This window comes from Paenibacillus sp. GXUN7292, assembly GCF_050864975.1.
Lineage (GTDB): Bacteria > Bacillota > Bacilli > Paenibacillales > Paenibacillaceae > Pristimantibacillus.
Genome location: NZ_JBOZWO010000006.1, coordinates 1 through 22,348, shown reverse-complemented (window position 1 = coordinate 22,348; position 22,348 = coordinate 1). Strand labels below are relative to the sequence as shown.

Below are 22,348 nucleotides of genomic sequence, written 5' to 3'. Positions count from 1 at the left end.
TAACCCTCCTTAGTTGCATTAGCTAATACTTCGTTGTAATCCATTTGCTAATTAAACTATAATCGGTTACGTACTATTTCGTCAATATATATTTCAATAAGTTTATTAAACATATTGAAACTTTACACAGAATCAATTCAACATTTTAATCGTTTTTCTTTCGACTATTTTTACAACGAGCTGCTGCTTCTCTGAAACGCCGTTATTATACTCCATTCTGCGAAGCAGCATTTGACTCGCTCTTTCCCCCATGAGACTTTTATGGGGTTCAATAGAAGTCAACGGAGTGACGCTTAACTCACATTTGCTTACATTGTCAAATCCCATTATTGACATTTCGTCTGGGCACACTAAACCAAGCTTATCCATAGCCTGCATAACAACGAATGCTACCGGATCATTCGCACAAAAAAGGGCAGTCGGACGCTCAGCGGCTTCCAGACAAGTCATGATTTTTTCGTATGAAATAGGAATGTTGTTGAAATCCTCATCACCGGAAAAAGTCGAAAGCGTTGTTTCTTCTCCCGTTTCACTTCTATATTGATCCACAGCAGCAGCAAAGCCTCTATAGCGCTCTCTGAACGTCCACGAATAATCCAAATTCCCGACAAAGCCTAGATTTCGGTGACCATGTGCAATAAGATGACGCGCTGCTTCAAAGCCTCCTCCATAGTTATCCGCGTATACTAGATCGACATTCAGATCATGATAGTCCGAATCTATTAGCACAATAGGCAGTCCTTCCGTAATTACGGACAAGATAATTGGCCTAGGTATGCGCCCGAGTATAATGACGCCATCCACTTTATGCTCTGTTATACTAAGCGGCAGCGACACGCCCTTCTCTGCATGAGTATCAATTCCGGAAAACATGACGCTGTAGCCATTACGGCTCATCTCCACTTCTATGCTTTTTAATATTATGCCCCAATAATCAAAATCCCCTACGTCTTCTCGAGGAAGCAGTACCGCCACATTGCCTGTCTTATCTGTCGCTTGTTGAGGAACAGCTTTTTTGAAACGATAGCCCATACGAATGGCTGCAGCTCTGACTTTTTCCTTTGTATCCTCGCTTATTCCATGCGATCCGCTTAATGCTTTGGAAACTAATGACTTAGAAATACCTAACTCAGCAGCAATATCTTCCATTGTTATCTTTTTTAGTTTCAATTTGTATCAACTTCTCTCTAATTATTATCAACATATATAATAATAATAGAAACTTTATTCAACTTCAATGAAAAGTTGAATTTCACCAAAATCAATCAAAATGCCCTCCTTTCGAAAGATAAGATGATATGACGAAACCTTGAAAAGTAAAAAAACAATTGATCTAAGCTTTACTACAGGGTTATTATAATGCTACAAATCGGTACTAAAATAACAGAGGATGGGGATTTATATGCATAGGCGCATTCTGTTTGAAACTGATTTAAATGCTTCGGTACTTGTTCTTGGTACAGCTTTGTTCGGCAGCAGCATTGACGAAGCTGATTCTTTCCGCTTGTTAGATCGTTATTACGATGTACATGGCAATTTCCTTGACACTTCGTTGAATTATGCCGATTGGCATTGGCCAATTAAAGGCATTAGCGAAAAGACGCTAGGTAAATGGATGAATCTGCGATGTAATCGTCATGATATAATCGTAGGTACCAAAGGGGCATGCCCACTCTTGAACAACGGTCCCTTCCTTCGACTGAATCGAGATGAAATAGTGTCGGATTTGCACCAAAGTCTGCGTAATCTCCAGACAGATACGATTGATCTTTATTATTTACATAGGGATGATCCTTCAAAATCGGTAGCGGAAATCATAGAAATTCTAGAGGATCAGGTAAAAGCCGGGAAGATTCGTTATTATGCTTGTTCGAATTGGACGCTTCCGCGGATACAAGAAGCTCATCGGTATACAAAGGAACATGGCAAGCAGGGCTTTGTCGCTAATCAGATGATGTGGAGCCTTGCGAATGTGAATCGGGAGCATTTGTCAGATTCTACCTTGGTATCGATGGATGCTAAGATGATGCAATATCACAGGGAGTGCGGCTTGTCCGCCATACCTTACAGTTCTCAGGCAAATGGCTTCTTTAGCGGGAAATATGCCCAGGGTGATGATCAATCAGATTCAGTGGTAGGATGCCATTACTACAATGAAACCAACTTCTCTCGTTTGAAACGAGTTGAACAATTAGCACGCGAATTGGATTTATCTAGTTCAGTTATAGCCCTTGCATATATGCTTTCTCCAGCACATGCTTTTGCCATCTACCCGGTTATTGGTCCGAAGAGTATGGCGCAACTGGATAATAGTCTGGCAGCAGTTGATGTCCAGTTTGACTTGGAATCTATTCGTTTCTTAGAGGCACAATAAAATAACCAAATATGTTCCATCGTGCAATCTGCATCAGCAAGTTAAAGCCATCCTGTTTAGGATGGCTTTTTTTTAAAAAAAAGAAAGTATAAGTGTTCATCATTTACCAGCCGCTTTTAACAACCGAAGCAGCAGCCCCTTGCGTGGCTCCTGCGCTTTGCGTGCAATTACACTCAGTTTCTCCAGCTTGCCCCAGATCGGGTACAGCACCCGCTCGATCTCGTAATCGGGCAATGACTCAACATGCTGTACAAACAACGACAGCTTGTCTTCGCATTCCAGTTCCAGTTGGATCTTCAGCTTTAAGGAATCGTGGGAACACCGTAAACAACCGATCAACACAGGAATGGACTGTTCCGTTACGCCATGTGTTTCCGCAAAAACAACTGTGAATTTATCATGAACGAGCTGATGCTCATCATCTACAAGATGCATATAAGTTTCGACCAGCGGAAAATACTGCTCAGACGAAAGTCCCAGCCCAAATACGGCATAACTGCCTGGCATTACATTTTTTTCGCCTTCCGTATCCTCGTACCATTCAAACTCTTTCATCGCCTCACGAGCGTATTCCTCCAACAACAGATGCAGTTCTGTATAAGCCAATGCATTTGCAAAAAAACGGTGCGTATCCGATTTGGCAAGACCTTTAACGGGTAATGACTCTCTTACGCTGGATTTAAGTTTGATTTTATAGCTTTTTGGAAAGCCCTTTCGGAGCAGGGAGAGAATAAATGAAATCGCCTGCTCGTAAGCTCCAGCTTCTTCCTTGCGAATAACAACCGTAACAAGTGAAAAAACATCGTTGGCCTTGCATTCGGCCAGCTCATGCTTTAAATGCACGTCTCTCGTGCGAAAGCATCGCTGCCTTCTTTCAGCATGCGAGTGGCTTTGACGCTCCCAAGCTGCGATGCCAGCTCCAGATAGGTCTTGCCCTTAGATTTGTTGTAGTTTGGCTCGTAACGAATGATCATCACCGCGCCATACAACAGAAGGTCGATAGGCTGATTCAGTTCATCCTTGTTATCAAGAGCAGCATCCGGCTTCATTTTATATTCATTTGTCCAGTATTCGGAACGAGTAACATCGAAGTAACGAGCCAGAAAGATTTCCTCAGCCCAGTCTTTCATTGCCTGGATAATATTGCCCCGGTGCTCAGCGAGCGCCTGTACCCGTTCTTTATTCAGCGTCTGAATCCGTTCAAATACTGCAATTGTCCTTGCAGCTTCCAGTTCATGAAATAAATACGGGTCAAGCAGATGCCGCGCTAAAAAGAAGGTTTCCAGCGGTTTTGTCGGGTAACACCCCTTCTCCAGTTTTTCCTCAATATAGGACTGAATTCGTTGCAATAGCTGCTGCCTTTTCTCTTCAAATATCCTTTCAAACACAATTAATTCCACAAGCCCGTCTGTCGTTGCGAAGGTTCCTTGCAAAGTAAACCGATAGTCGATCAGAGGTGATGTTTTAAGCTTGTCCAGCCTCTCCCTTACGATTTCCGACAGTAATGGCTGAACCTCATGCAAAATTTGCTCCTGCGTAAAAGGCGAAGCATTCATTGACTTTTTGCCTGCAGCATTATGTCCCAAATTCACATCGTCGACAACGGTCTTGCCCGGCCGATAATTTAGCACAAGTTCATTAAAAATGCCTATTTGCAAAGTAGTACGCTTGACCGCAGCCTCCAGTTCTTTTCGATTTTCCTGTTCATCAAACCATTGATAAATGGCCATTTTCATTTCTTCCAGTGCTGCTTCCTGCTGTGTGTTCATATATTCCGCCTTTCTGTATGCCCCAATTCTATTGTATTAGAGAAGATGCTCCTAACAGACTTCCCTGTCTTCTATAAACGATATGGCGGGGCTTTCTCTGCAATAATATTGTCAGGGTGTGCATCAGTTGGCTCAAAGTCATTCATGCGCAGCAGGATATACTCAATTTCGTCTAGGGGCATTTGCAATTGTTTGCTTACCTCATAGAGTCCTGCATTCTCCGCAAGCAGTTCCCTTGCTTTATTGATCTTGCCATTCAACCAATTGTTTTGTAACATCCAATTTTTTACCTGGGCTAACAATTGATTTTGTGTTTCTTTATCTGCATGCTTCTTATATTTAGCAACAGACTCTGACAAATAATGATAGAGGTAAATGCCCAATGCTTCACGTTGTTCATTTTTAGACATCCTTTGATACTGCTCATAAATGATGCTAATGTCTAAATAAAGAGTATGATCCCCGCTATCAAAGCGTCTAAACGTTTTTCTGCCGTAACTTTCAGGTAAAACACGCAATACAAAACTGATGTCATATGGAAAATTCCATGTTTTCGCTATTTCTTCTAATGGCACCAGTTCACCTTTTAATTGACCTACACATGTTCCACATGTATCTAATAAAAAAGTTAGTTTCATTCATGCCTCCCTGATAATTAAGAAGTTGCATATTCAAATCATCTATAAGTTGTCAAATGATATAGCGCCATCGGCAAATGAAAATTTATTGGCCTCCAACCTCTTCAATTATGCTTTAAAATGTTGTCCCAAATGTCCTCAGCCACTCTGGTTCACCGCCACTCGTATTTCTCAAATGTGTTTCGAAGATATTCTTCGTGCGGTACCCACTCTGAATCACACCACAGTGTCATGTTTACAAGTTCAGAAAGCTTATCTACAGCTTGTCCCGGACTAGAAATGCTTAAGAAATCTTCTAGCTCCTCATCAGGGATGTCCAACACTTCCTGCAAATAATCATCATTAAGACGCTCTTCTTTGAGTTCATAGTCCTCTCTCGTCCACTCTTCACAAAAGATTCTTTCAGCCCTAATTTCTCCATTCTCGAAAATCGACAGCTCGAATATTTCCTCATTTATATATCCCGCCGTCATCACGGGCTCATCGACAAGCCGAGACAATGCTTTACCGATCTTCTTCACCGTGCCCCAAACAAAATAATCATGGAGTACGCTGATCCAATATTCATTACTATCTCTTAAGTGCATGACAATGCTGGTCTCTTCAGCCTCATATTCTCGCTCTTTATTTTTCAGTTCATGGCTCAGCAATTTTAAAGCTTCAATAGTCTTTTCAAAGTTATGTGTTTTGATATGCAAATTAGCGAATGATCGTCCCATAAACTGCCTCCTACTATTGTAAAATGTATTTAGTTACAGCGGACACTTGTCCAATTTCAATTTATACTTTTTCAACAGTCTGGTTAGTCTGATTTATGTCTGTTATTTCCATTATAGTGATCATTAGTCCTGAGTCTACCTACTTTTCACCTGATTTTGGTAACACCCTCGCAAAAATTGATATACTCTCTCATAGGGAAAAACAGCTTCGCCGTACATTAGAAAGGCGTGTTTACCGCTGAAATATAGGAACAGGCTTAAAGTAAACTTACTCCCTCAATATAACGATTTCCTATATTTTAAATAAAGAGGTGCCCCTCCGTTCTAGGACTTTTGGGACACTCTCTTTCCTGATAAATTCAAACCCGGCTTTTCTTCCAAATAGCTAATTCATACGCTCCAATCTCCGTTGAAGTTTGCAGCATGCTGCAGATGGGCGAAATATAACTGGCGTGGTTGCTAATAAGCTTTTCCCATCTGCCTGGTGCTGGAATCTCGATTTTCATAACTGAGTTCAGCGGATTGGCGAAAATAACAAAGTCATCATCTTCACCCACTAACATATATCCAAACACCGGATTAGGCGCCGCTACAATATGCAGCCGTTTTTGAATTTCTTTCGCTGAACGAAGACGAAATAAGCTATACGTTTTACGCAGTAAAATTAAACTGCGCACCCACCAAACATTTTCATCTTCTTTACTACGTTGCAGCCAGTTCATTTGATTCACATAATCGCCGGAAAGATAGCTGTTTTCTTCTCCTAGCTTTGTGCGAAAAAATTCTTGCCCTGCATGTAAGAAAGGAATTCCTTGACTGAGTATGGTTATACCGGTTGCGAGCTGATGCATTCTCTTGCGACTTTCCTCCGTTGCATCTAGATTAGAAAGCATGAGTCTATCCGATAGCGTATGATTGTCATGGCACTCAACATAATTAATGGATTGCAGCGGATTGGAAAAGATCTTGCCGCCAAATCTTTTATCGCAAGAACCAGCTACCAACTGGGGCAGCCGCTCAATATAATGACCGTTTCCATTCACATATCCTTTGTCTTCCATATGAAACAAATTTCCTTTTAGCGAATCACGAAAGTAATCATTAAAATAGCTTACATCCAGAAGCTGTTCGGATTGGGAAATCGTTGCCTTTTGTTCAGGATTAAGCGGGGTTTCCAGATCCCAGCCTTCACCAAGCAGTAGAATAGGTCTTTCCTCTTGTAAGCAGCGGCTGCAAATATTTTGCATCGTCTCCACATCCATCGCACCCATCAAATCAAACCGAAATCCATCGATTTGATATTCAGTCAACCAGTAATCAATAGCGTCTAGAATTAATTTGCGCACCATGTTACGTTCTGTCGCCAAATCATTGCCTGTTCCAGTTCCATTACTGATACTGCCGTCCTCTCGATAACGGAAATAATAACCGGGCACTAATTTTTCCAAAGCAGATTCTTCATAACAAAAGACATGATTATAAACGACATCCAGGATTACCGACATTCCTTCTTGATGAATCGCTTGTATCATCCTTTTACATTCGTGAACACGTAATAAAGGCTGGTTGGCGTCGGTTGCATAGCTGCCCTCGGGTACAAAATAAAATAAAGGATCATATCCCCAGTTATAGCTTTCTTTTGGCTTTAATTCATTAACTCGAGCAAAGTCCTGCACAGGAAGCAGCTGGACATGTGTGCAACCCAGCTCTTTTATATAGGACAAACCGCTTGAAAAGCCCTCCGGGCTCTTCGTATTTTTTTCTGTCAGCCCTAGAAACTTACCTTTATGCTGCACGCCACTTTCTGCCGAGCTCGTTGCATCACGAATATGAAGCTCATAGATGATGGCATCTTGCTTGGATATTTTAGGATAGTCTATTGTACGAAATCCTGTCGGATCTGACGCTTCAAGGTCTAGAACAACACTCCGCGTACTATTGGCTGTCATTCCTTTCGCATAAGGATCATTAACATGCTTTTCTTCGCCAAGTACCGTAACCGCGAAATGATAAAGCACATTTTTCAAGTCGCCTGTTATTATCGTGTGCCATACACCGTTGGACTTCCTAGTCATTGCGATTCTGTCATTTTCTAAAACCAGATCCATCTGGATCGCGGTAGGTGCCCATACCGAAAAACTCGTTTTTTCGGGAGAATAGACGCAGCCCAACTGTTCATCCATTGCATTATAGGTTTGATCAAACCATGCTGTCCGCACAACCTCCCTTGGATATATAGGCAGCTTATCCTCTCCCCATTCGAGATAAAGCTGTTGATCCAGTGAAATATTTTTTTTCGTAGTAATGATAGCTGTCTTCGGGTTTATCCAGTCGATCGATTGTATAGCTAAGCATGGCCCTGCTGCGTGGATGATGATTAGTTTCGTTTCACTCCAGCTAACATGATCTTTGAACTCAATCGTAATCGTATTTCTTCTATCGATCCAAGAAGTGGGATTTGTCATCATTAGATCCCTCGTTTCTTTAATCCATCCTTGGTAATTGGGAATATTATACTTTCCCTATCATACATTAGTAATAGTTAAGCAATTTTCATATATTTTCTGCGATATCGCGGTCTTATTTGCACTAGCCGTTATTGAAAGGAGTTATTATGTCCAAGATTAAGCGGCCTCGTCTTCCTCTTATCAGAATCTCAGAGCTAGACAGCTATCTTTTTCATCAGGGAACACACTATCAATGCTATAAATTTCTTGGTTGCCATCTCAGCGAATCTTACGGTGAAAAAGGTCTTCGGTTTGTCGTATGGGCACCTCATGCATCTGCAGTGAGTGTCGCAGGTGATTTTAACAATTGGACAGGTGATGGTTATTCGTTAGAGCGTATCAACCAAACCGGTCTATGGGGCGGATTCTTTAGGGATATAAAGCCAAATAGCCCATATAAGTATCGGATTACACCATCCAATGGCGCTGCCTTCTTAAAGGCAGATCCTTATGCTTACCAATCTGAGCTTCGTCCGCACACCGCCTCAATGACGCCTTCTCCTGATATGTATATGTGGAAAGATCACAAATGGGAAGCCAAAAAGAAAAAACGGCAACCCTACAAGGAGCCTATTCTTATATATGAAATGCACTTTGGTTCCTGGAAGATTAAAGCGGATGGAAGCTATTACACCTACCGGGAGCTAGCCGCGGAAATCATTCCCTATATTAAAAAGTTAGGATATACGCATATTGAATTATTACCTATAGCGGAGCATCCTTTGGATTTGTCATGGGGTTACCAGGTGACAGGATATTATGCACCCACTAGCCGTTATGGCAAACCGAATGACTTTAAATATTTTGTGGACCAATGCCACCTAAATGGTATCGGAGTAATCTTGGACTGGGTTCCAGGGCATTTTTGCAAGGATGACCATGGCTTGCGACGATTTGACGGCGAACCGCTGTATGAATACAGTGACCCTAAAAAAGCGGAAAAGCGAACATGGGGAACGTTAACCTTTGATTATGGCCGTCCTGAGGTACAAAGCTTTCTCATTTCAAATGCGATCTTTTGGTTGAAAGAATACCACATTGATGGATTGCGTGTTGATGCAGTTGCAAGCATGACCTCCCTCAATTTCGATAGAGGAGATAACGAAGAACAGCTCAAAAATGGATGGGGAGACGATGAAAACCTGGAAGCTTTGGCTTTGATTAGAAAGCTGAACGAAGTTGTTTTTCGGTACTTTCCAAACGCTCTAATGATGGCGGAAGACAGTTCAGATCTTCCGGGAGTCAGCAGGCCTACCTATCAGGGCGGACTCGGCTTTAATTTCAAATGGGATATGGGCTGGATGAATGACATGCTCACCTATATGGAGTATGACCCCATTTATCGTAAGTGGCATCACAATCTGCTTACCTTCTCATTTATGTACACGTACAAGGAAAATTTTGTTCTCCCCCTCTCTCACGATGAAGTTGTACATGGAAAAAAGTCGCTATTAAACAAAATGCCTGGCGATCAATGGCAGCAGTTTGCTAATCTGCGGCTTCTTTATGGCTACATGATGGTACATCCGGGTAAAAAATTATTATTTATGGGTGGCGAATTCGGCCAATATATTGAGTGGCGGGATCAACATCAATTAGATTGGCACTTGTTTGATTACCCGCTGCACCATTCCCTATTTGATTATGTTAAAGATTTAAACCATTTTTATCGCCATCAGCCAGCTTTGTTTACGCTGGATCATGATCCGGCAGGGTTTCAATGGATCGATGCAGATAACAGTGAGCAAAGCATTATTGCCTGTATAAGAAAAAGTAACAATCCCTCACATAATTTACTTATTGTTTGTAATTTCACACCTCATGTTTACTACGATTTTAAGGTTGGTGTTCCTGCTCCAGGCACCTATAAGGAGATTTTTAATTCTGATTCTGGCTGCTATGGAGGTTCGGATCAGCTAAACACTTCCTTTCACTTTAGTTTTCCTGATGAATGGCATGGGCAGAAGCAGCATATAAAAATAAAAGTTCCACCACTCGCCATATGTATTTTTAACCAAGTCAATCAAATCAAGTTACCCGATGAGGAGGAATAACAATGAAAAAAGAATGCGTTACGATGATTCTAGCAGGTGGTGTCGGTAAACGACTAGGTTCGTTAACCAAGAACATAGCGAAACCAGCGGTCCCTTTTGGCGGAAGTTATCGTATTATTGATTTCTCATTAAGCAATTGCCTAAATTCCCGCATGTATACGGTGGGTGTATTAACGCAGTACTCCCCCCTAGAACTTCATAAACATATCGGGGTCGGAAAACCTTGGGATCTGGACAGGCATGAGGATGGCCTTAGTATTTTGTCACCATTTACCGAAAATGACGGCGGCAATTGGTATTTGGGGACAGCCGATGCCATTACAAAAAACATAAACTTTATTGAGAGATACACTCCCGAATATCTAATCGTTATTTCCGGTGACCATATTTACAATATGGATTATGATAAGCTGCTCCGTCACCACAAGGAAAAAGAAGCAGATGTTACGATTTCTGTCATTAAGGTCCCATGGAATGAAACCTCCCGTTTCGGAATTGTTAACACGACCGAGGATCTAAGAATCTATGAATTTGAGGAAAAGCCTGCACATGCTAAAAGTAACCTGGCATCGATGGGGATTTATATTTTTAATTGGAAGCTGTTAAAGAGCTACCTCGAAAAGGATGCCTCACTTCCTGAATCCAATCATGACTTTGGTCAAGATATTTTACCTGCCATGATTGCCGATGACCGTCTCCTTTATGCTTATCAGTTTGAAGGCTATTGGAAAGACGTCGGAACGATTCAAAGCTACTGGGATGCCCATATGGATTTGCTGGAAGAGGATCTATCTTTATCTCTAAATCACAAAGACTGGAGAACCTATTCGCATGATTCTAATTTTTCCCCTCAGTTAATCGAAAAAACCTCTAAAATTCATCATTCACTGATCAATAATGGCTGTATTATTTCGGGACATCTGGATCACTCTGTTTTATTTGAAAACGTGGAAATCGGCGAAGGCTCGGTTATTAAGCAATCCATTCTTCTTCCAGGTGTTCGTGTAGGCGTAAATGTCCTGCTGGACAGGGTGATCATACAAGAAAATGTGACGATTCCAGACTATGTAAGGATAGTTGCTAGTCCAGACGAAGAACCCATCGTCGTATCAAACGATTACTTAATGGAATTAACTGATATCAATAATAAGGTGGGATTGTAATGGAAACCATGATGGGCTTGATCAATCTGGAGCACGAGCACGATTTTTTAAACGAATTAACCTATTTTCGCTGTGGGGCAGCTGTTCCGTTTGCCGGACGTTATCGACTGATAGACTTTACTCTTTCTAACATGTCAAATTCCAATATTAATGAAATTGCGATATTCACTCGAAGCAAATACCGTTCGTTAATGGACCATCTTGGCTCTGGAGCAGATTGGAACTTGGACAAACGGCATGGCGGTCTATTCACCCTGCCGCCGGACTGGAATGATCCTAACGATATTTCCAAAGGGGACTTAAGCCATTTCCACCATAATCGTGATTATTTTAAAAGAGGCCAATCCGATTATGTATTAATAAGCGGAAGCCAATTTATTTGCAATGCAGCTTATGATGAATTATTCAAGCAGCATCTTGAGCGCGGAGCTGACGTGACCTTATTAACTACGATTTACGATCAACTGCTTCCAGAGCATAATGCATGTATCAAGGTTGGAGCAGATGAGAATGGCGTTGTCCACTCATTAACGAATGATCCTAAAAATTCACGCGTCTTTTCCGGTGTATATGTGTTGCGGAAATCTTTGCTGCTGGACTTAGTGGATGAGTGTATAGCTAACTATAAAAGCCATTTCTTTTTGGATGGCATTAAATCTAACCTGGACCGCTTAAACATCCATTCCTACCATTTTAACGGATATAGTGCGATCGTGAACTCCATTGACAGCTATTACCGGCAAAATATGGCTCTTCTGGACACCACAGCCTATAGACTTCTATTTTCCAATGGGCAGCGTGTTTTGACTAAAGTAGGCAATCAGGCACCTACAAAATATACAGGTACAGCAAATGTCTCTGGATCATTAGTAGCTACTGGCGGCGTCATTGAAGGAACAGTCGAAAATAGTATTTTATTTAGTGATGTACAGGTGGGAAAAGGAGCTTACGTGAAAAATTGTATTATCATGAAGCACTGTATTATTGAACCAGGTGCCTATTTAGAAAATGTCATTATGGATAAAGATGTAAAGATTACTATGGATCAAGTGTTAATAGGGGCCAAAGAGATGCCGTATATTATAGCCAAAAGAAAAATAGTATAAGGAGCATCCATTGTTATGAGGAAAAAGGTACTATTTGTCGCATCAGAGTGCACCCCTTTCGTCAAGACTGGGGGACTTGCAGACGTAGTTGGCTCGTTGCCACAAGCACTGAGTAAAAACGGAAAAATGGAAGTAAGGGTTATTCTCCCCCTTCATCAAAAGATTATTGCAGATTGGCAGGACCAATTGAATGGGGTCGCTTCAGTCTATGTACAAGTAGGTTGGCGTAAGCAAGAGGCCCGCCTTTATCAATTAACGCATCAAGGCATTCATTATTATTTTATCGGAAATGATTATTACTTTGCTCGAAACACAATTTATGGTTACTACGATGACGGCGAACGTTACATCTTCTTCTGCCAGGCTGTTATCGAAGCACTATCTGTATTGGATTTTCACCCCGATATTCTGAATGCTCATGATTGGCAAGCAGGATTAGCTGTGGCCTTTGCTAAAATATCTAATCGGGTAAATAACATGAAAACGGTATTTACCATTCACAACATAAAGTACCAAGGAATTATGCCCAAAGATGCATTTCAAGATCTATTCAATTTATCATCTGAGCATATTAGCGGATTGGAATGGAACGGCCTGCTCAACTGCATGAAAAGCGGCATATTCCATGCAGACAAAATTACAACAGTAAGCCCGACTTATGCGGAGGAAATTAAGACACCCTATTACGGTGAAGGTCTTTATCCGATGCTTGCTGCTCGGCAGGACGATGTAATCGGTATTATCAATGGCATTAATCTGGATGAATACAATCCGACGACAGATCCACATCTATCCTCTAACTATACATATTCCGGGATAAATAAAAAGAAAAACAAAGAGCTTATTCAAAGAAAGCTTGGCTTGTCCGTAGATCCGGAAAAGCCAGTTTATGCAATGATTACCCGTTTAGTTGAACAAAAAGGACTCCATTTAGTTAACGCAATTATTGATGAATTTTTACATGAAGATATTCAATTTGTTGTGTTAGGAGCTGGAAACTATGAATTTGAACATTTTCTTTACCATGCAGCTGAACGCAACAAACATAAATTAGCAGTGTATTTAGGCTTCGACGAAGCATTGGCTAGACAAATCTATGCTGCTAGTGATTTTTTTGTCATGCCCTCTTTGTTTGAACCCTGTGGCCTGGCACAACTGATTGCCCTTCAATATAAAACCGTACCAATTGTTCGAGAAACCGGCGGTCTAAAAGATACGGTCACCCCTTTCGATGAAACAAACGGAAGCGGCAATGGATTTAGTTTTTCTAATTACAATGCTCATGAGCTGTTGCATATATTAAAGTATTCTCTTGACATCTATCACGCCCCGGACAAATGGTCTTCGCTGCTTGAAAATGTAAATAAAAGCAACTTCAGCTGGAACGACTCGGCTCATGAATATACAAATCTTTATTTATCTCTAGACAAGAATGAACGACTCTGTCGTCCTTAATAGAGGACGAACAGAAAAGGAGTGACCAGCATTGACGAAATGGACAGTTGATGGGCTGCTGCAAGCTATCATAAGTAAAACAAAAGCCCAGCGTAAAAAAACGATAACAGACGCATCTGCTCAGGATGTATATTACGCTATTAGTGCAATCGTAAATGAAGAGATTTATGAAAATTGGTTGCAAACTAAAAACAGTTATCAAGAAAAAAAGCCGAAACAAGTCTATTATTTATCGATGGAGTTCTTGATTGGCGGCTTATTGGAAAGTAACTTATTGAATAGCGGGATGTGGGATATCTGTAATGAGTCCTTGGAAAAACTAGGGTTTGATCCTATGGAAGTGTACAGGCAAGAGCATGATCCCGGTCTTGGAAATGGCGGGCTGGGTCGATTGGCAGCATGTTTTCTAGATTCACTGGCATCGTTAAAATATCCAGGCCACGGCTATGGCATCCTTTATCGTTACGGCATGTTCGAGCAACGAATTATTAACGGTTATCAAATCGAACTGCCCGATGAATGGTTGGCAAAGCCTTATCCTTGGGCGACCCGAAAAGCCGAAGAAGCCGTACAAATCGAGTTTGGCGGAATGGTCCACTTGCATAGACGCGCGGATGGGTCATTAGAATGCAGGCATGACAATACAGACAAATTGCTTGCCGTTCCCTATGACATCCCGATCGTTGGTTATCAAAATCAAATAGTCAACACACTTCGTCTATGGAGTGCAGAACCGGTTTCTACGAAAGATCGACAAGATACCGAAGAGCATTATAATCAATTGGATCACAACCATGCTATAGAACAGATCTCCGGGATTCTTTATCCCGACGATTCAAGCGATGAAGGAAAATTGCTGCGTATTAAACAACAATATTTTCTTGTAGCAGCCAGCCTTAAAAAAATCATCAATGATTACAAATCAGATGTCCACCCAACATTAACCCATATTTCCGAAAAAGTCGTCATTCAAATCAATGATACCCATCCAAGTATGGCTATTCCTGAAATGATGAGAATATTAATGGATGAGGAAGGCTTTGGCTGGGAACAAGCATGGACGACCACAACAAAGGTTTTCGCTTATACTAACCACACCATTATGAGCGAAGCACTCGAAAAATGGCCCGTTAGTATGATCGAGTCACTTCTGCCCCGCCTGTATATGATTATTCATGAAATCAATGAACGCTTCTGCCAAGGGGTTTGGCTAGATCATCCCGAGCTTCGCGATCAAATTCCGGCAATGGCTGTCATTGCCGACCAGCAAATCCATATGGCACGACTTGCAATCATAGGCAGCTTTAGTGTGAATGGTGTAGCTAAGCTGCACACCGAAATTATAAAAACGCAAGAAATGAAAGATTTTAATACACTGTACCCCTCCCGCTTCAACAATAAAACAAATGGTATTACGCACCGTCGCTGGTTGCTAATGGCGAATCCGCAGCTGTCGAATTTAATTACAGAGACTATTGGCCCGCAATGGATTAAACGCCCCAGAGAGTTAACTCACCTGCTTCGCTACACGATGGATCGCCCTTTATTAGAAAAGCTCGGACAGATCAAACAAGACAACAAGCAAAAACTCGCCCAATTTATTCACCGGTCAACGGGTATCCTAGTCGATGATCAATCTATTTTTGACGTGCATATCAAAAGATTGCATGAATATAAAAGACAGCTGCTTAATATTTTCCATGTTATTTATTTATACAATGAGCTGAAGGAAAACCGTCAGCTTGAAATCACGCCAAGGACATTTATTTTTGGAGCTAAGGCCGCTCCTGGCTATTATTTTGCTAAAGAAGTTATCAAGCTGATCAATACCGTGGCTTCTATTGTCAATCATGATGCTGATTTGAAAGGAAAGTTAAAGGTTGTTTTTCTTGAAAATTATAACGTAAGCTTAGCAGAGAAAATAATTCCTGCAGCCGATGTAAGTGAACAGATTTCTACCGCGGGCAAAGAAGCCTCTGGAACCGGAAATATGAAAATGATGATGAACGGCGCCCTGACAATTGGTACACTAGATGGAGCCAATATAGAAATCGAGAATCTGGTTAACCCATCTAATATTTTTATATTTGGATTGCGTTCTGAAGAGGTATACAAATTTTATCAAAATAGTGAGTACAGTGCGCATGAGATTTATCAGAATGACGAAAGAATTAACCAGATTCTGCATCAGTTAAGAGATGGAATTTTGGGTCAGCAAAATTTTGAAAATATTTATTACCATATCCTTTCAACCAATGATCCTTACTTTATTTTAAAAGATTTTGACAGCTATGTAGAAACGCAGCAGCTTATTGATCAAGCCTATCGCAGGAAAGACAAGTGGCTGTCCAAAAGCCTTGTTAACATCGCCCATTCTGGCAAATTCTCGAGTGACCATACCATACAGGAATATGCAACCGGCATCTGGAAAATCGAAAAGCAATAGTCTAAAAAACTGCACCCTCAATTGTTAGTTTGTTTCTAACAATTTGGGTGCAGTTTAAGCTACAAGCCGTTATGCAACGTGCTTCTATCGCGCCTTATTCTTCAATTACAAAAGAATCGATGATTTTTTTCATCTCGGAGGATGGAATGTTTCCGGAAATTGTGTAAAACAAATTTTCATGAGCAAAAACCGTAATCTTATCAAACTTGTATTTACTATGTATAACGCTTCATCTGAGCTATTTGTGACTTCAACTGATTTTAATTTGTTTGTTTACTAAAAAACCACTGATCAAGAGTAATAACTCTAAATCACCATCATGTTCCCTAAATTAAAACAGGATATATGTTCTCGCCTCAATAAAAAGACAAGAACATATATCCTATAAAGAAAAACTTACTAGCATCATCCGGATGGAACAATTTCAAAAACAGTACCTTGGTTACGATCAGCTACTTTCGTAGAACCATAAACTCCTAAATATAAACTGGACTGATCCAGGTTTGAACCCAAACTAACATAATAAGCAGATTGAGATCCAAAATCATAATCGGTTTCGATTATACTAAAATCATTTAGTTTGCAATCCGTTCTTACTCCGGTGTATGCTAAAATTCCTCTAACTGGAAGCTGGGAATTTTCATCTCGGGCAAGATCAGTAAATACGATGCATCCTTTCAAATCTGGGATTGCGTACCCCATATAGGGCTGGACGCCTGTAAGTGCAGTTGCCCCGAATTTATCAGTCCGAGGATCTTTATGAAAATAACTAATTAAAGGCTGAAGGCGCTTCACTGATGTTGTTATTGCTTCGTCATAGTAAGCATTTATTATCTCATTCGAAGCCGGATTTGCAGTGCAGCTGCTTATGATCGAAGTTGGAAAAACTCCTTCCCACCCACGCCAGCCTAAGTTAATAACCCCTTCTTGATCAGGTTCTAAGTTCATTAAATAAGCTTGAGTCAGCTGAGTGACAGGTATTGGTTTATAATGGATGAATGAAAAAATTGACTCCGCCAAATCCTGCCCGACATTTCCCGTATACTTGATATAATGGTTATAAACTCGCTGAAACGAAATTCCTGGTATATTGCGAACGCCTTTGGCCATTACCGTAAGCGTTTCTTGAATCGGTTCGGGAAGCTCATGAAAACGTGTAACTATTGGCGGATTATTAATTAATGTCTCCTTAGCTACATCGATTTCAATAATTTTTCCCGCTATTTCCATATCGTCTTGACTTAAATTAAATGGATCATAGCCTGATCCGCCATCTCCGGTTGTTAAAACAAGTCTCCCTGTTTCAGGCGAAAAATTTAAGCTATTGACACCATTATGATTTAAAAAAGGTCTTCTTAAGTTAAGCAATGTCCGTCGTATTAGAGGTTGACGATTTGATTGTAAAATCCATTCCTCAACTGTATCAATATGATCATATTGAGTTTCTCTATTTGTCCATTTCAAGTTTAAAGTTGAGGGATTACACGGATCAGGCTTAAATGGTTTAGAAAGAGCTCCGGGGCCTTGAGTTCCTGCTAGTGAATAATGAAGATAAAACAGGCCGTTATAATAAAATTGAGGGTGAAAAGCTAAACCAACTAATCCTCTTTCATCATAACCGCCGCTTGAAGCACCTAGTTTTAATATTCGCGGCCGAAGGTCTAAAAATGTTTTTAGATCCCCGTTTCCAACATAATAAATCTCCCCAACCTGGGTTGCAATAAATAGTCTCTCAATGGATTCACCCGGGAGTATAGTCGTTTTCAGTACAGTGGGTAAATTCAACTTACTTACAAGGGGCTGTAAGCTAACCTTAACTTTCTTCAACTAACTACACTCCTTCTAATTAATTTTCACTTTTAACCATATGATAGAAAATGCTCCATTAGTACAAATTAGAGCTGCTGAAACCCTTATAAGCGGCTTATAAATCATGTATAATCTTAATAACTAAAATAAACTGCTTCGTCGTGCTTAGCTTGAACAAGAAGGCACGTTTATCCAAAAATATAGGAGATAAAAAGTAACAAAAGCATATACTTTCCTTTATTTCAAAAAAAACAAGAGAGGTAAACACTTTATGCCCAAATTAGAAACCGTAATAGGTTTAAAAACAAAGCATTCGGGAAAAGCATGGTACTCCCTGGTTTTATTATTAGTTTTTATTTTGCTGTCTGTTTATCTGGACTGGCCACCGAAGCCACAGTCAGAAATTACGGTAGGGACAGAGTTTTCAGCGGAACGAGCTTTTCAACATTTGGAGGTCATTGCCCAAAAACCACACCCTACCGGCTCACTAGAAAATGAAAAGGTTCGGCAGTATCTTGTTGATCAACTGAAAATTCTAGGTTTAGATCCACAGGTTGAACAGCGTTCGCATTTGGATGTTAGATATGACTTTGTAAATAGTGTCGAGATTTATAATGTAGTGGGCTCCATCAAGGGAAGCGATGGCGGGAAAAAAGTCGTTCTAATGGCTCATTATGATTCTGTCCCTACTGGTCCAGGAGCCAATGATAACGGCGTAGCGGTAGCTGCTTTGCTTGAAACAGCCCGGATTTTGAAAACAGCGCCACAACCGAAGAATGATATACTATTTGTTTTTACAGATGCTGAGGAAATGGGCTTGATTGGTGCTAAGGAATATTGGGCTGACCCCGCTAGGATCGGGAACACAGGTATTGTCATAAATTTAGAAGCTAGGGGATCAAAGGGCTCTTCCTTAATGTTCCAGACTAGCCGTCATAATGAGTGGCTTATTCAGGAATTTGGTAAAGTGGCGCCGAATCCGGTTACTTCCTCTTTACTGAGCAGCTTTTATGAGAAAATGCCGAATGATACGGATCTAACGATAGCGATTGAAGCGGGATTGCCAAGCTTGAACTTCGCATATGGTCAAGGCTGGACGGCTTATCATTCAACGATGGATAATATTGAAAGTGTTCATTTAGGAACTTTGCAACATCATGGTGAGAATGCATTACAATTGGCACGACATTTTGGGCAAATAGATTTTAATGATCAGGCAGCAACGAGTAATCGAGTGTTTTTTAGCTTTTTAGGTCAGGTTGTCCATTATCCAGAGGGACTTGCCGTACCTATTGCGATTTTCCTTTTTGCTCTGTACCTCACAGTGCTGATTGGAGCTTTTCGTAAAAAAGTCATTTCATTCGCTCAAATCGGCAAAGGATTTTTAGCTATTTTCACTTCCATTGCAGGCTCTTTACTCGTTATTCTTCCTTTATGGTTCCTTGTCAATAAGCTATGGGCACATAAAATGTCCTTACTTGACGGGGGAGGCTTGCATGACGGCATGCTCTACAATCTTAGCTTTTTGCTGATCACTGTCGGTCTGTGCCTTTTTGTTTGGAACTGCTTCAAAAGAAAATTAAATCGCTTTGCGGTTGTGCTTAGTGCTATGTTGTTATGGTTAATTATTTTAGTTTTATTGACGCTGTATTTAAAAGGCGCAACGTATCTATTCGCGTTTCCTTTATTAATTAACTTAGTAGTTTTAGGCGTCTCATTGTTTCGTCCGGAACCCGACAAAATGATAAGACATCCAATTGCTTTAGCTGTGGTATGCTTCGTGCCAGTTATATTATTTACTTCTGTCTTTCAGCTGCTGTACAGCTTTCTTCCCGTTGATTTGAATGTTTTCATCAATGTGATCGCTGTTCTTCTCTTGGCTTTCCTTTATGTACCTGTAGGCGAAATTGGTCATGCCTCCCGTTGGACACCTATTGTTCCAGCAGGCATCGCCGTAGTTCTATTAATAATAAGCTGGGCTTTGGCCGCCCCTACTGAACAGAGGCAGGTTAACAGCAATTTATTTTATGTTTTGGATGATGAGACACAGGAAGCGCAGTGGGTTACAATGTTTCCGCCTAATGAATGGACTAAACAGTATGTCGATGAGGGAAGCCAATCAGGCTTAGAAAATATTTTATCTGGAGCTGGTTATTCCCCTGTTTGGACGGGAATCGGCCCTGTCGTTCCAGTGAATAGTCCAGAGATAAACATAATAGAGAAGTCTACTAACAATGGGGAGCAAAACATTCAATTAAAAATAAAAACAGATGAACACACTCGGGTTCTTTATTTAACTTTGACTAATCCATCCCCATCAACTTCTGTGCAGCTTGGTGATCGTATTATTCCTATGGCATTAGAGAATGAAAGCTTAACGATTAGGCAAACCGGTCTGCCTCAGGAAGGATTAACACTTCATATAAAAGGTCCGGCAAGTGAAGCATTAGAACTGCAATTAACAGAGGTTCGAGATCAAGTGGTGGAAAAATTAGCAAGAGTGTGGCAAGAGCGTCCGAAAGAGCTTGCTCCGGGAGGCAGATTCGACGGAAATATGCTTATAAAAAGCCATTTTAAAATCGATCAAATGGATTAATTATGTTGATGCTCAGTTACATGAAAATTGCTGTAAGAAACACCGCTAATGAGCGGTGTTTTTTTACAGTTACTACTCATTCTAATTTTTGGTTGTTACCTATGGTATTACTATTAAACCTTATTGCAAATGCTACTACTTTAAACTGCCGGCTGCAAGGTTTCCGCGGAACATAACCGCTTTTCTTGCAGATCTTCGTGCAACAGCTTCTGCAGAGCAAGAAGCCTCTGCAAATACAAAGCTCGCTTCTTCTCCAATTGCTGGCCATACTTGCTCGCCTGCTTCATTAAGAGGAGTAATTCCTCCAGTAATGTAACCCAACGTTTGTGCTAGAGCGCGTTCATCGCTTAATCCAAATCTTTGTGCGAGCAGGCCTGCTTTTTCGAGACTGTCTCCTTTTCCGAATGGCGACCAGTGATCCATAATACTGTCATCACCAAGCGATACTTTTACCCCTTTTTCCTTCAACATTGGTATTGGAATGGTGCTTCTTAAAGACAACGCGGATGTAATATCAATGCTTTGTGCAGCCAGCATAGCTGCAACCTCAGCTGCTTCCCCTGCACTGACACCCGCGAGAGCAAGCGCATGGCTGATCGTTACTTTGCCTTGCCAGCCCGCCTCTTCCGTCAATGCTGCTAATCTCTTAAATGTATATATGCCAAGATGCCCAGGATCATGGATATGCAGATCAATCGCAGCATTCGCCTCAACAGCCAGTTCCATCACTGTATGCAGTGAGCGTTCAATATCATTGTCAATCGAAGCGGGATCAACACCGCCGACGAGCGACGCCCCGTTTTTCAGAGCATCCCTAACAAGCGAAACTGAATCGCTGCGCAGCAGCCCATGCTGCGGGAAAGCTACAATTTCAACCGATGCTTTGTGCTTGTACCGTTCAACAACGCGCAGTGTTGCCTCCAAATTTTTCAAACCGATAATCGGATCAATATTGCAATGTGAGCGAATATGAACAGATCCATTGCCGATTAACAGATCAAGAAGCTTGGCAGCTCTTTCTTCCGCATATGGCAACTGCAGCGGCAGTAACTTTTCTTCTTCCTCCAGCCTTGTTATAATGCCTTTGGCTGCCGGAACCGGCGCTTTCCATGGACCCCCGTAATACGTTTTATCCAAATGGATGTGCATATCTCTAAAAGAAGGAAGCAATAAGAGTCCTTTTGCGTCAATCTCTGTAAGCGAAGCTGTTCGAGGCTCTCCGCCTTTTACGATCTCCGTTATCATGCCGTTATCAATTTTAATATGAAATAATTCTGTTTGTGTACCGATAATCACTTCATCTTCATAACGGAAGCCAGTTTCTAAACGGGCGTTTGCGATCCAAAAGCTGTTGTTATTCATATTGCTGCTCATCCTTTCGCTGTTTCATTAATCTTGGCGTATGTTACTGCAATGTTAGTATATTGGGAAGCTTGCTCGTGGTAGCTAAGTTGCAACAAGCAATAGAAGAGGTGGCACTGCGATCAAGTTTGGGCTTACGACCGCTGTTGTACGCCAATTTTTTGGCACCTATAAAACCTGTAATAGTTAAAATTGGCCTACAAAGGCGGACGCTACCGCTTCTCCAGTCCCAATCTTGCTCTCCGTTACCCTATTCTTTTACTTACCAAATGTAGCTCACAATGATTGGACATGGTCACACGTTCCGTTATTTGCCTAAAAACCGCCATTTTCTCAATTTCGCGGTCACA

Annotated in this window: 16 protein-coding genes; 7 read left to right on the top strand and 9 right to left on the bottom strand. The window is 41.1% G+C overall.

Features of this window, described 5'->3' with window-relative positions; all coding sequences use genetic code 11:
* Positions 1-132: 132 nt before the first annotated feature.
* A complete protein-coding gene (locus ACRRU2_RS07410) occupies positions 133-1,170 on the bottom strand; it encodes a LacI family DNA-binding transcriptional regulator (RefSeq protein ID WP_432500573.1) in 1,038 nt (345 codons plus the stop codon).
* 232 nt (positions 1,171-1,402) lie between these two features.
* On the opposite strand from ACRRU2_RS07410, the gene ACRRU2_RS07405 reads away from it, so the two are divergent.
* Complete coding sequence (locus ACRRU2_RS07405; protein WP_432500572.1) at positions 1,403-2,374, top strand: aldo/keto reductase; 972 nt, start codon at positions 1,403-1,405, stop codon at positions 2,372-2,374.
* Positions 2,375-2,473: 99 nt separating this feature from the next.
* Here ACRRU2_RS07405 and ACRRU2_RS07400 read toward each other — a convergent pair whose 3' ends face one another.
* From ACRRU2_RS07400 to pulA, 5 genes are all read right to left on the bottom strand, one after another.
* Positions 2,474-3,217 carry a DUF6138 family protein gene (locus ACRRU2_RS07400; protein ID WP_432500571.1) on the bottom strand — a complete coding sequence of 248 codons (744 nt, stop codon included), beginning with the start codon at positions 3,215-3,217 and terminating at the stop codon, positions 2,474-2,476.
* Positions 3,208-4,143, bottom strand: a complete 936-nt coding sequence (locus ACRRU2_RS07395) for a DUF6138 family protein (protein WP_432500570.1) — start codon at positions 4,141-4,143, stop codon at positions 3,208-3,210. The genes ACRRU2_RS07400 and ACRRU2_RS07395 overlap by 10 nt, the downstream gene beginning before the upstream one ends.
* Positions 4,144-4,214: 71 nt before the next feature.
* Positions 4,215-4,781 carry a hypothetical protein gene (locus ACRRU2_RS07390; protein ID WP_432500569.1) on the bottom strand — a complete coding sequence of 189 codons (567 nt, stop codon included), beginning with the start codon at positions 4,779-4,781 and terminating at the stop codon, positions 4,215-4,217.
* 152 nt (positions 4,782-4,933) lie between these two features.
* Positions 4,934-5,500 carry a hypothetical protein gene (locus tag ACRRU2_RS07385; RefSeq protein ID WP_432500568.1) on the bottom strand — a complete coding sequence of 189 codons (567 nt, stop codon included), beginning with the start codon at positions 5,498-5,500 and terminating at the stop codon, positions 4,934-4,936.
* A gap of 359 nt (positions 5,501-5,859) precedes the next feature.
* Complete coding sequence (gene pulA / locus ACRRU2_RS07380; RefSeq protein ID WP_432500567.1) at positions 5,860-7,968, bottom strand: type I pullulanase; 2,109 nt, start codon at positions 7,966-7,968, stop codon at positions 5,860-5,862.
* A gap of 146 nt (positions 7,969-8,114) precedes the next feature.
* Here pulA and glgB point away from each other — a divergent pair, with 146 nt between their 5' ends.
* From glgB to ACRRU2_RS07355, 5 genes are read left to right on the top strand one after another with little or no spacing between them, the layout of a single operon-like run.
* The gene (gene glgB / locus ACRRU2_RS07375) at positions 8,115-10,061 is read left to right on the top strand and encodes a 1,4-alpha-glucan branching protein GlgB (protein WP_432500566.1); all 1,947 of its coding nucleotides are present in this window, start codon (positions 8,115-8,117) and stop codon (positions 10,059-10,061) included.
* Between the two features lie 2 nt (positions 10,062-10,063).
* Positions 10,064-11,224, top strand: coding sequence for a glucose-1-phosphate adenylyltransferase (locus ACRRU2_RS07370; protein ID WP_331699393.1), 1,161 nt, complete (start codon positions 10,064-10,066; stop codon positions 11,222-11,224).
* On the top strand, positions 11,224-12,330 hold the full coding sequence (glgD, locus tag ACRRU2_RS07365; RefSeq protein ID WP_432500565.1) for a glucose-1-phosphate adenylyltransferase subunit GlgD: 1,107 nt from the start codon (positions 11,224-11,226) through the stop codon (positions 12,328-12,330). Before ACRRU2_RS07370 ends, glgD begins: the two co-directional genes overlap by 1 nt.
* Positions 12,331-12,345: 15 nt before the next feature.
* The gene (locus ACRRU2_RS07360) at positions 12,346-13,785 is read left to right on the top strand and encodes a glycogen synthase (protein WP_432500564.1); all 1,440 of its coding nucleotides are present in this window, start codon (positions 12,346-12,348) and stop codon (positions 13,783-13,785) included.
* Between the two features lie 31 nt (positions 13,786-13,816).
* On the top strand, positions 13,817-16,231 hold the full coding sequence (locus ACRRU2_RS07355; protein ID WP_432500563.1) for a glycogen/starch/alpha-glucan phosphorylase: 2,415 nt from the start codon (positions 13,817-13,819) through the stop codon (positions 16,229-16,231).
* 94 nt (positions 16,232-16,325) lie between these two features.
* Here the strand turns inward: ACRRU2_RS07355 and ACRRU2_RS07350 are convergent, their stop codons facing one another.
* Positions 16,326-16,427 carry a hypothetical protein gene (locus ACRRU2_RS07350; RefSeq protein ID WP_432500759.1) on the bottom strand — a complete coding sequence of 34 codons (102 nt, stop codon included), beginning with the start codon at positions 16,425-16,427 and terminating at the stop codon, positions 16,326-16,328.
* 209 nt (positions 16,428-16,636) lie between these two features.
* On the bottom strand, positions 16,637-18,058 hold the full coding sequence (locus tag ACRRU2_RS07345) for a PQQ-dependent sugar dehydrogenase (protein WP_432500562.1): 1,422 nt from the start codon (positions 18,056-18,058) through the stop codon (positions 16,637-16,639).
* A 253-nt stretch (positions 18,059-18,311) separates the two neighbouring features.
* Between ACRRU2_RS07345 and ACRRU2_RS07340 the strand changes: the two genes are divergently transcribed.
* On the top strand, positions 18,312-20,636 hold the full coding sequence (locus tag ACRRU2_RS07340) for a M20/M25/M40 family metallo-hydrolase (protein WP_432500561.1): 2,325 nt from the start codon (positions 18,312-18,314) through the stop codon (positions 20,634-20,636).
* A 135-nt stretch (positions 20,637-20,771) separates the two neighbouring features.
* Here the strand turns inward: ACRRU2_RS07340 and ACRRU2_RS07335 are convergent, their stop codons facing one another.
* The gene (locus tag ACRRU2_RS07335; protein WP_432500560.1) at positions 20,772-21,998 is read right to left on the bottom strand and encodes an amidohydrolase; all 1,227 of its coding nucleotides are present in this window, start codon (positions 21,996-21,998) and stop codon (positions 20,772-20,774) included.
* Positions 21,999-22,348 lie beyond the last annotated feature (350 nt).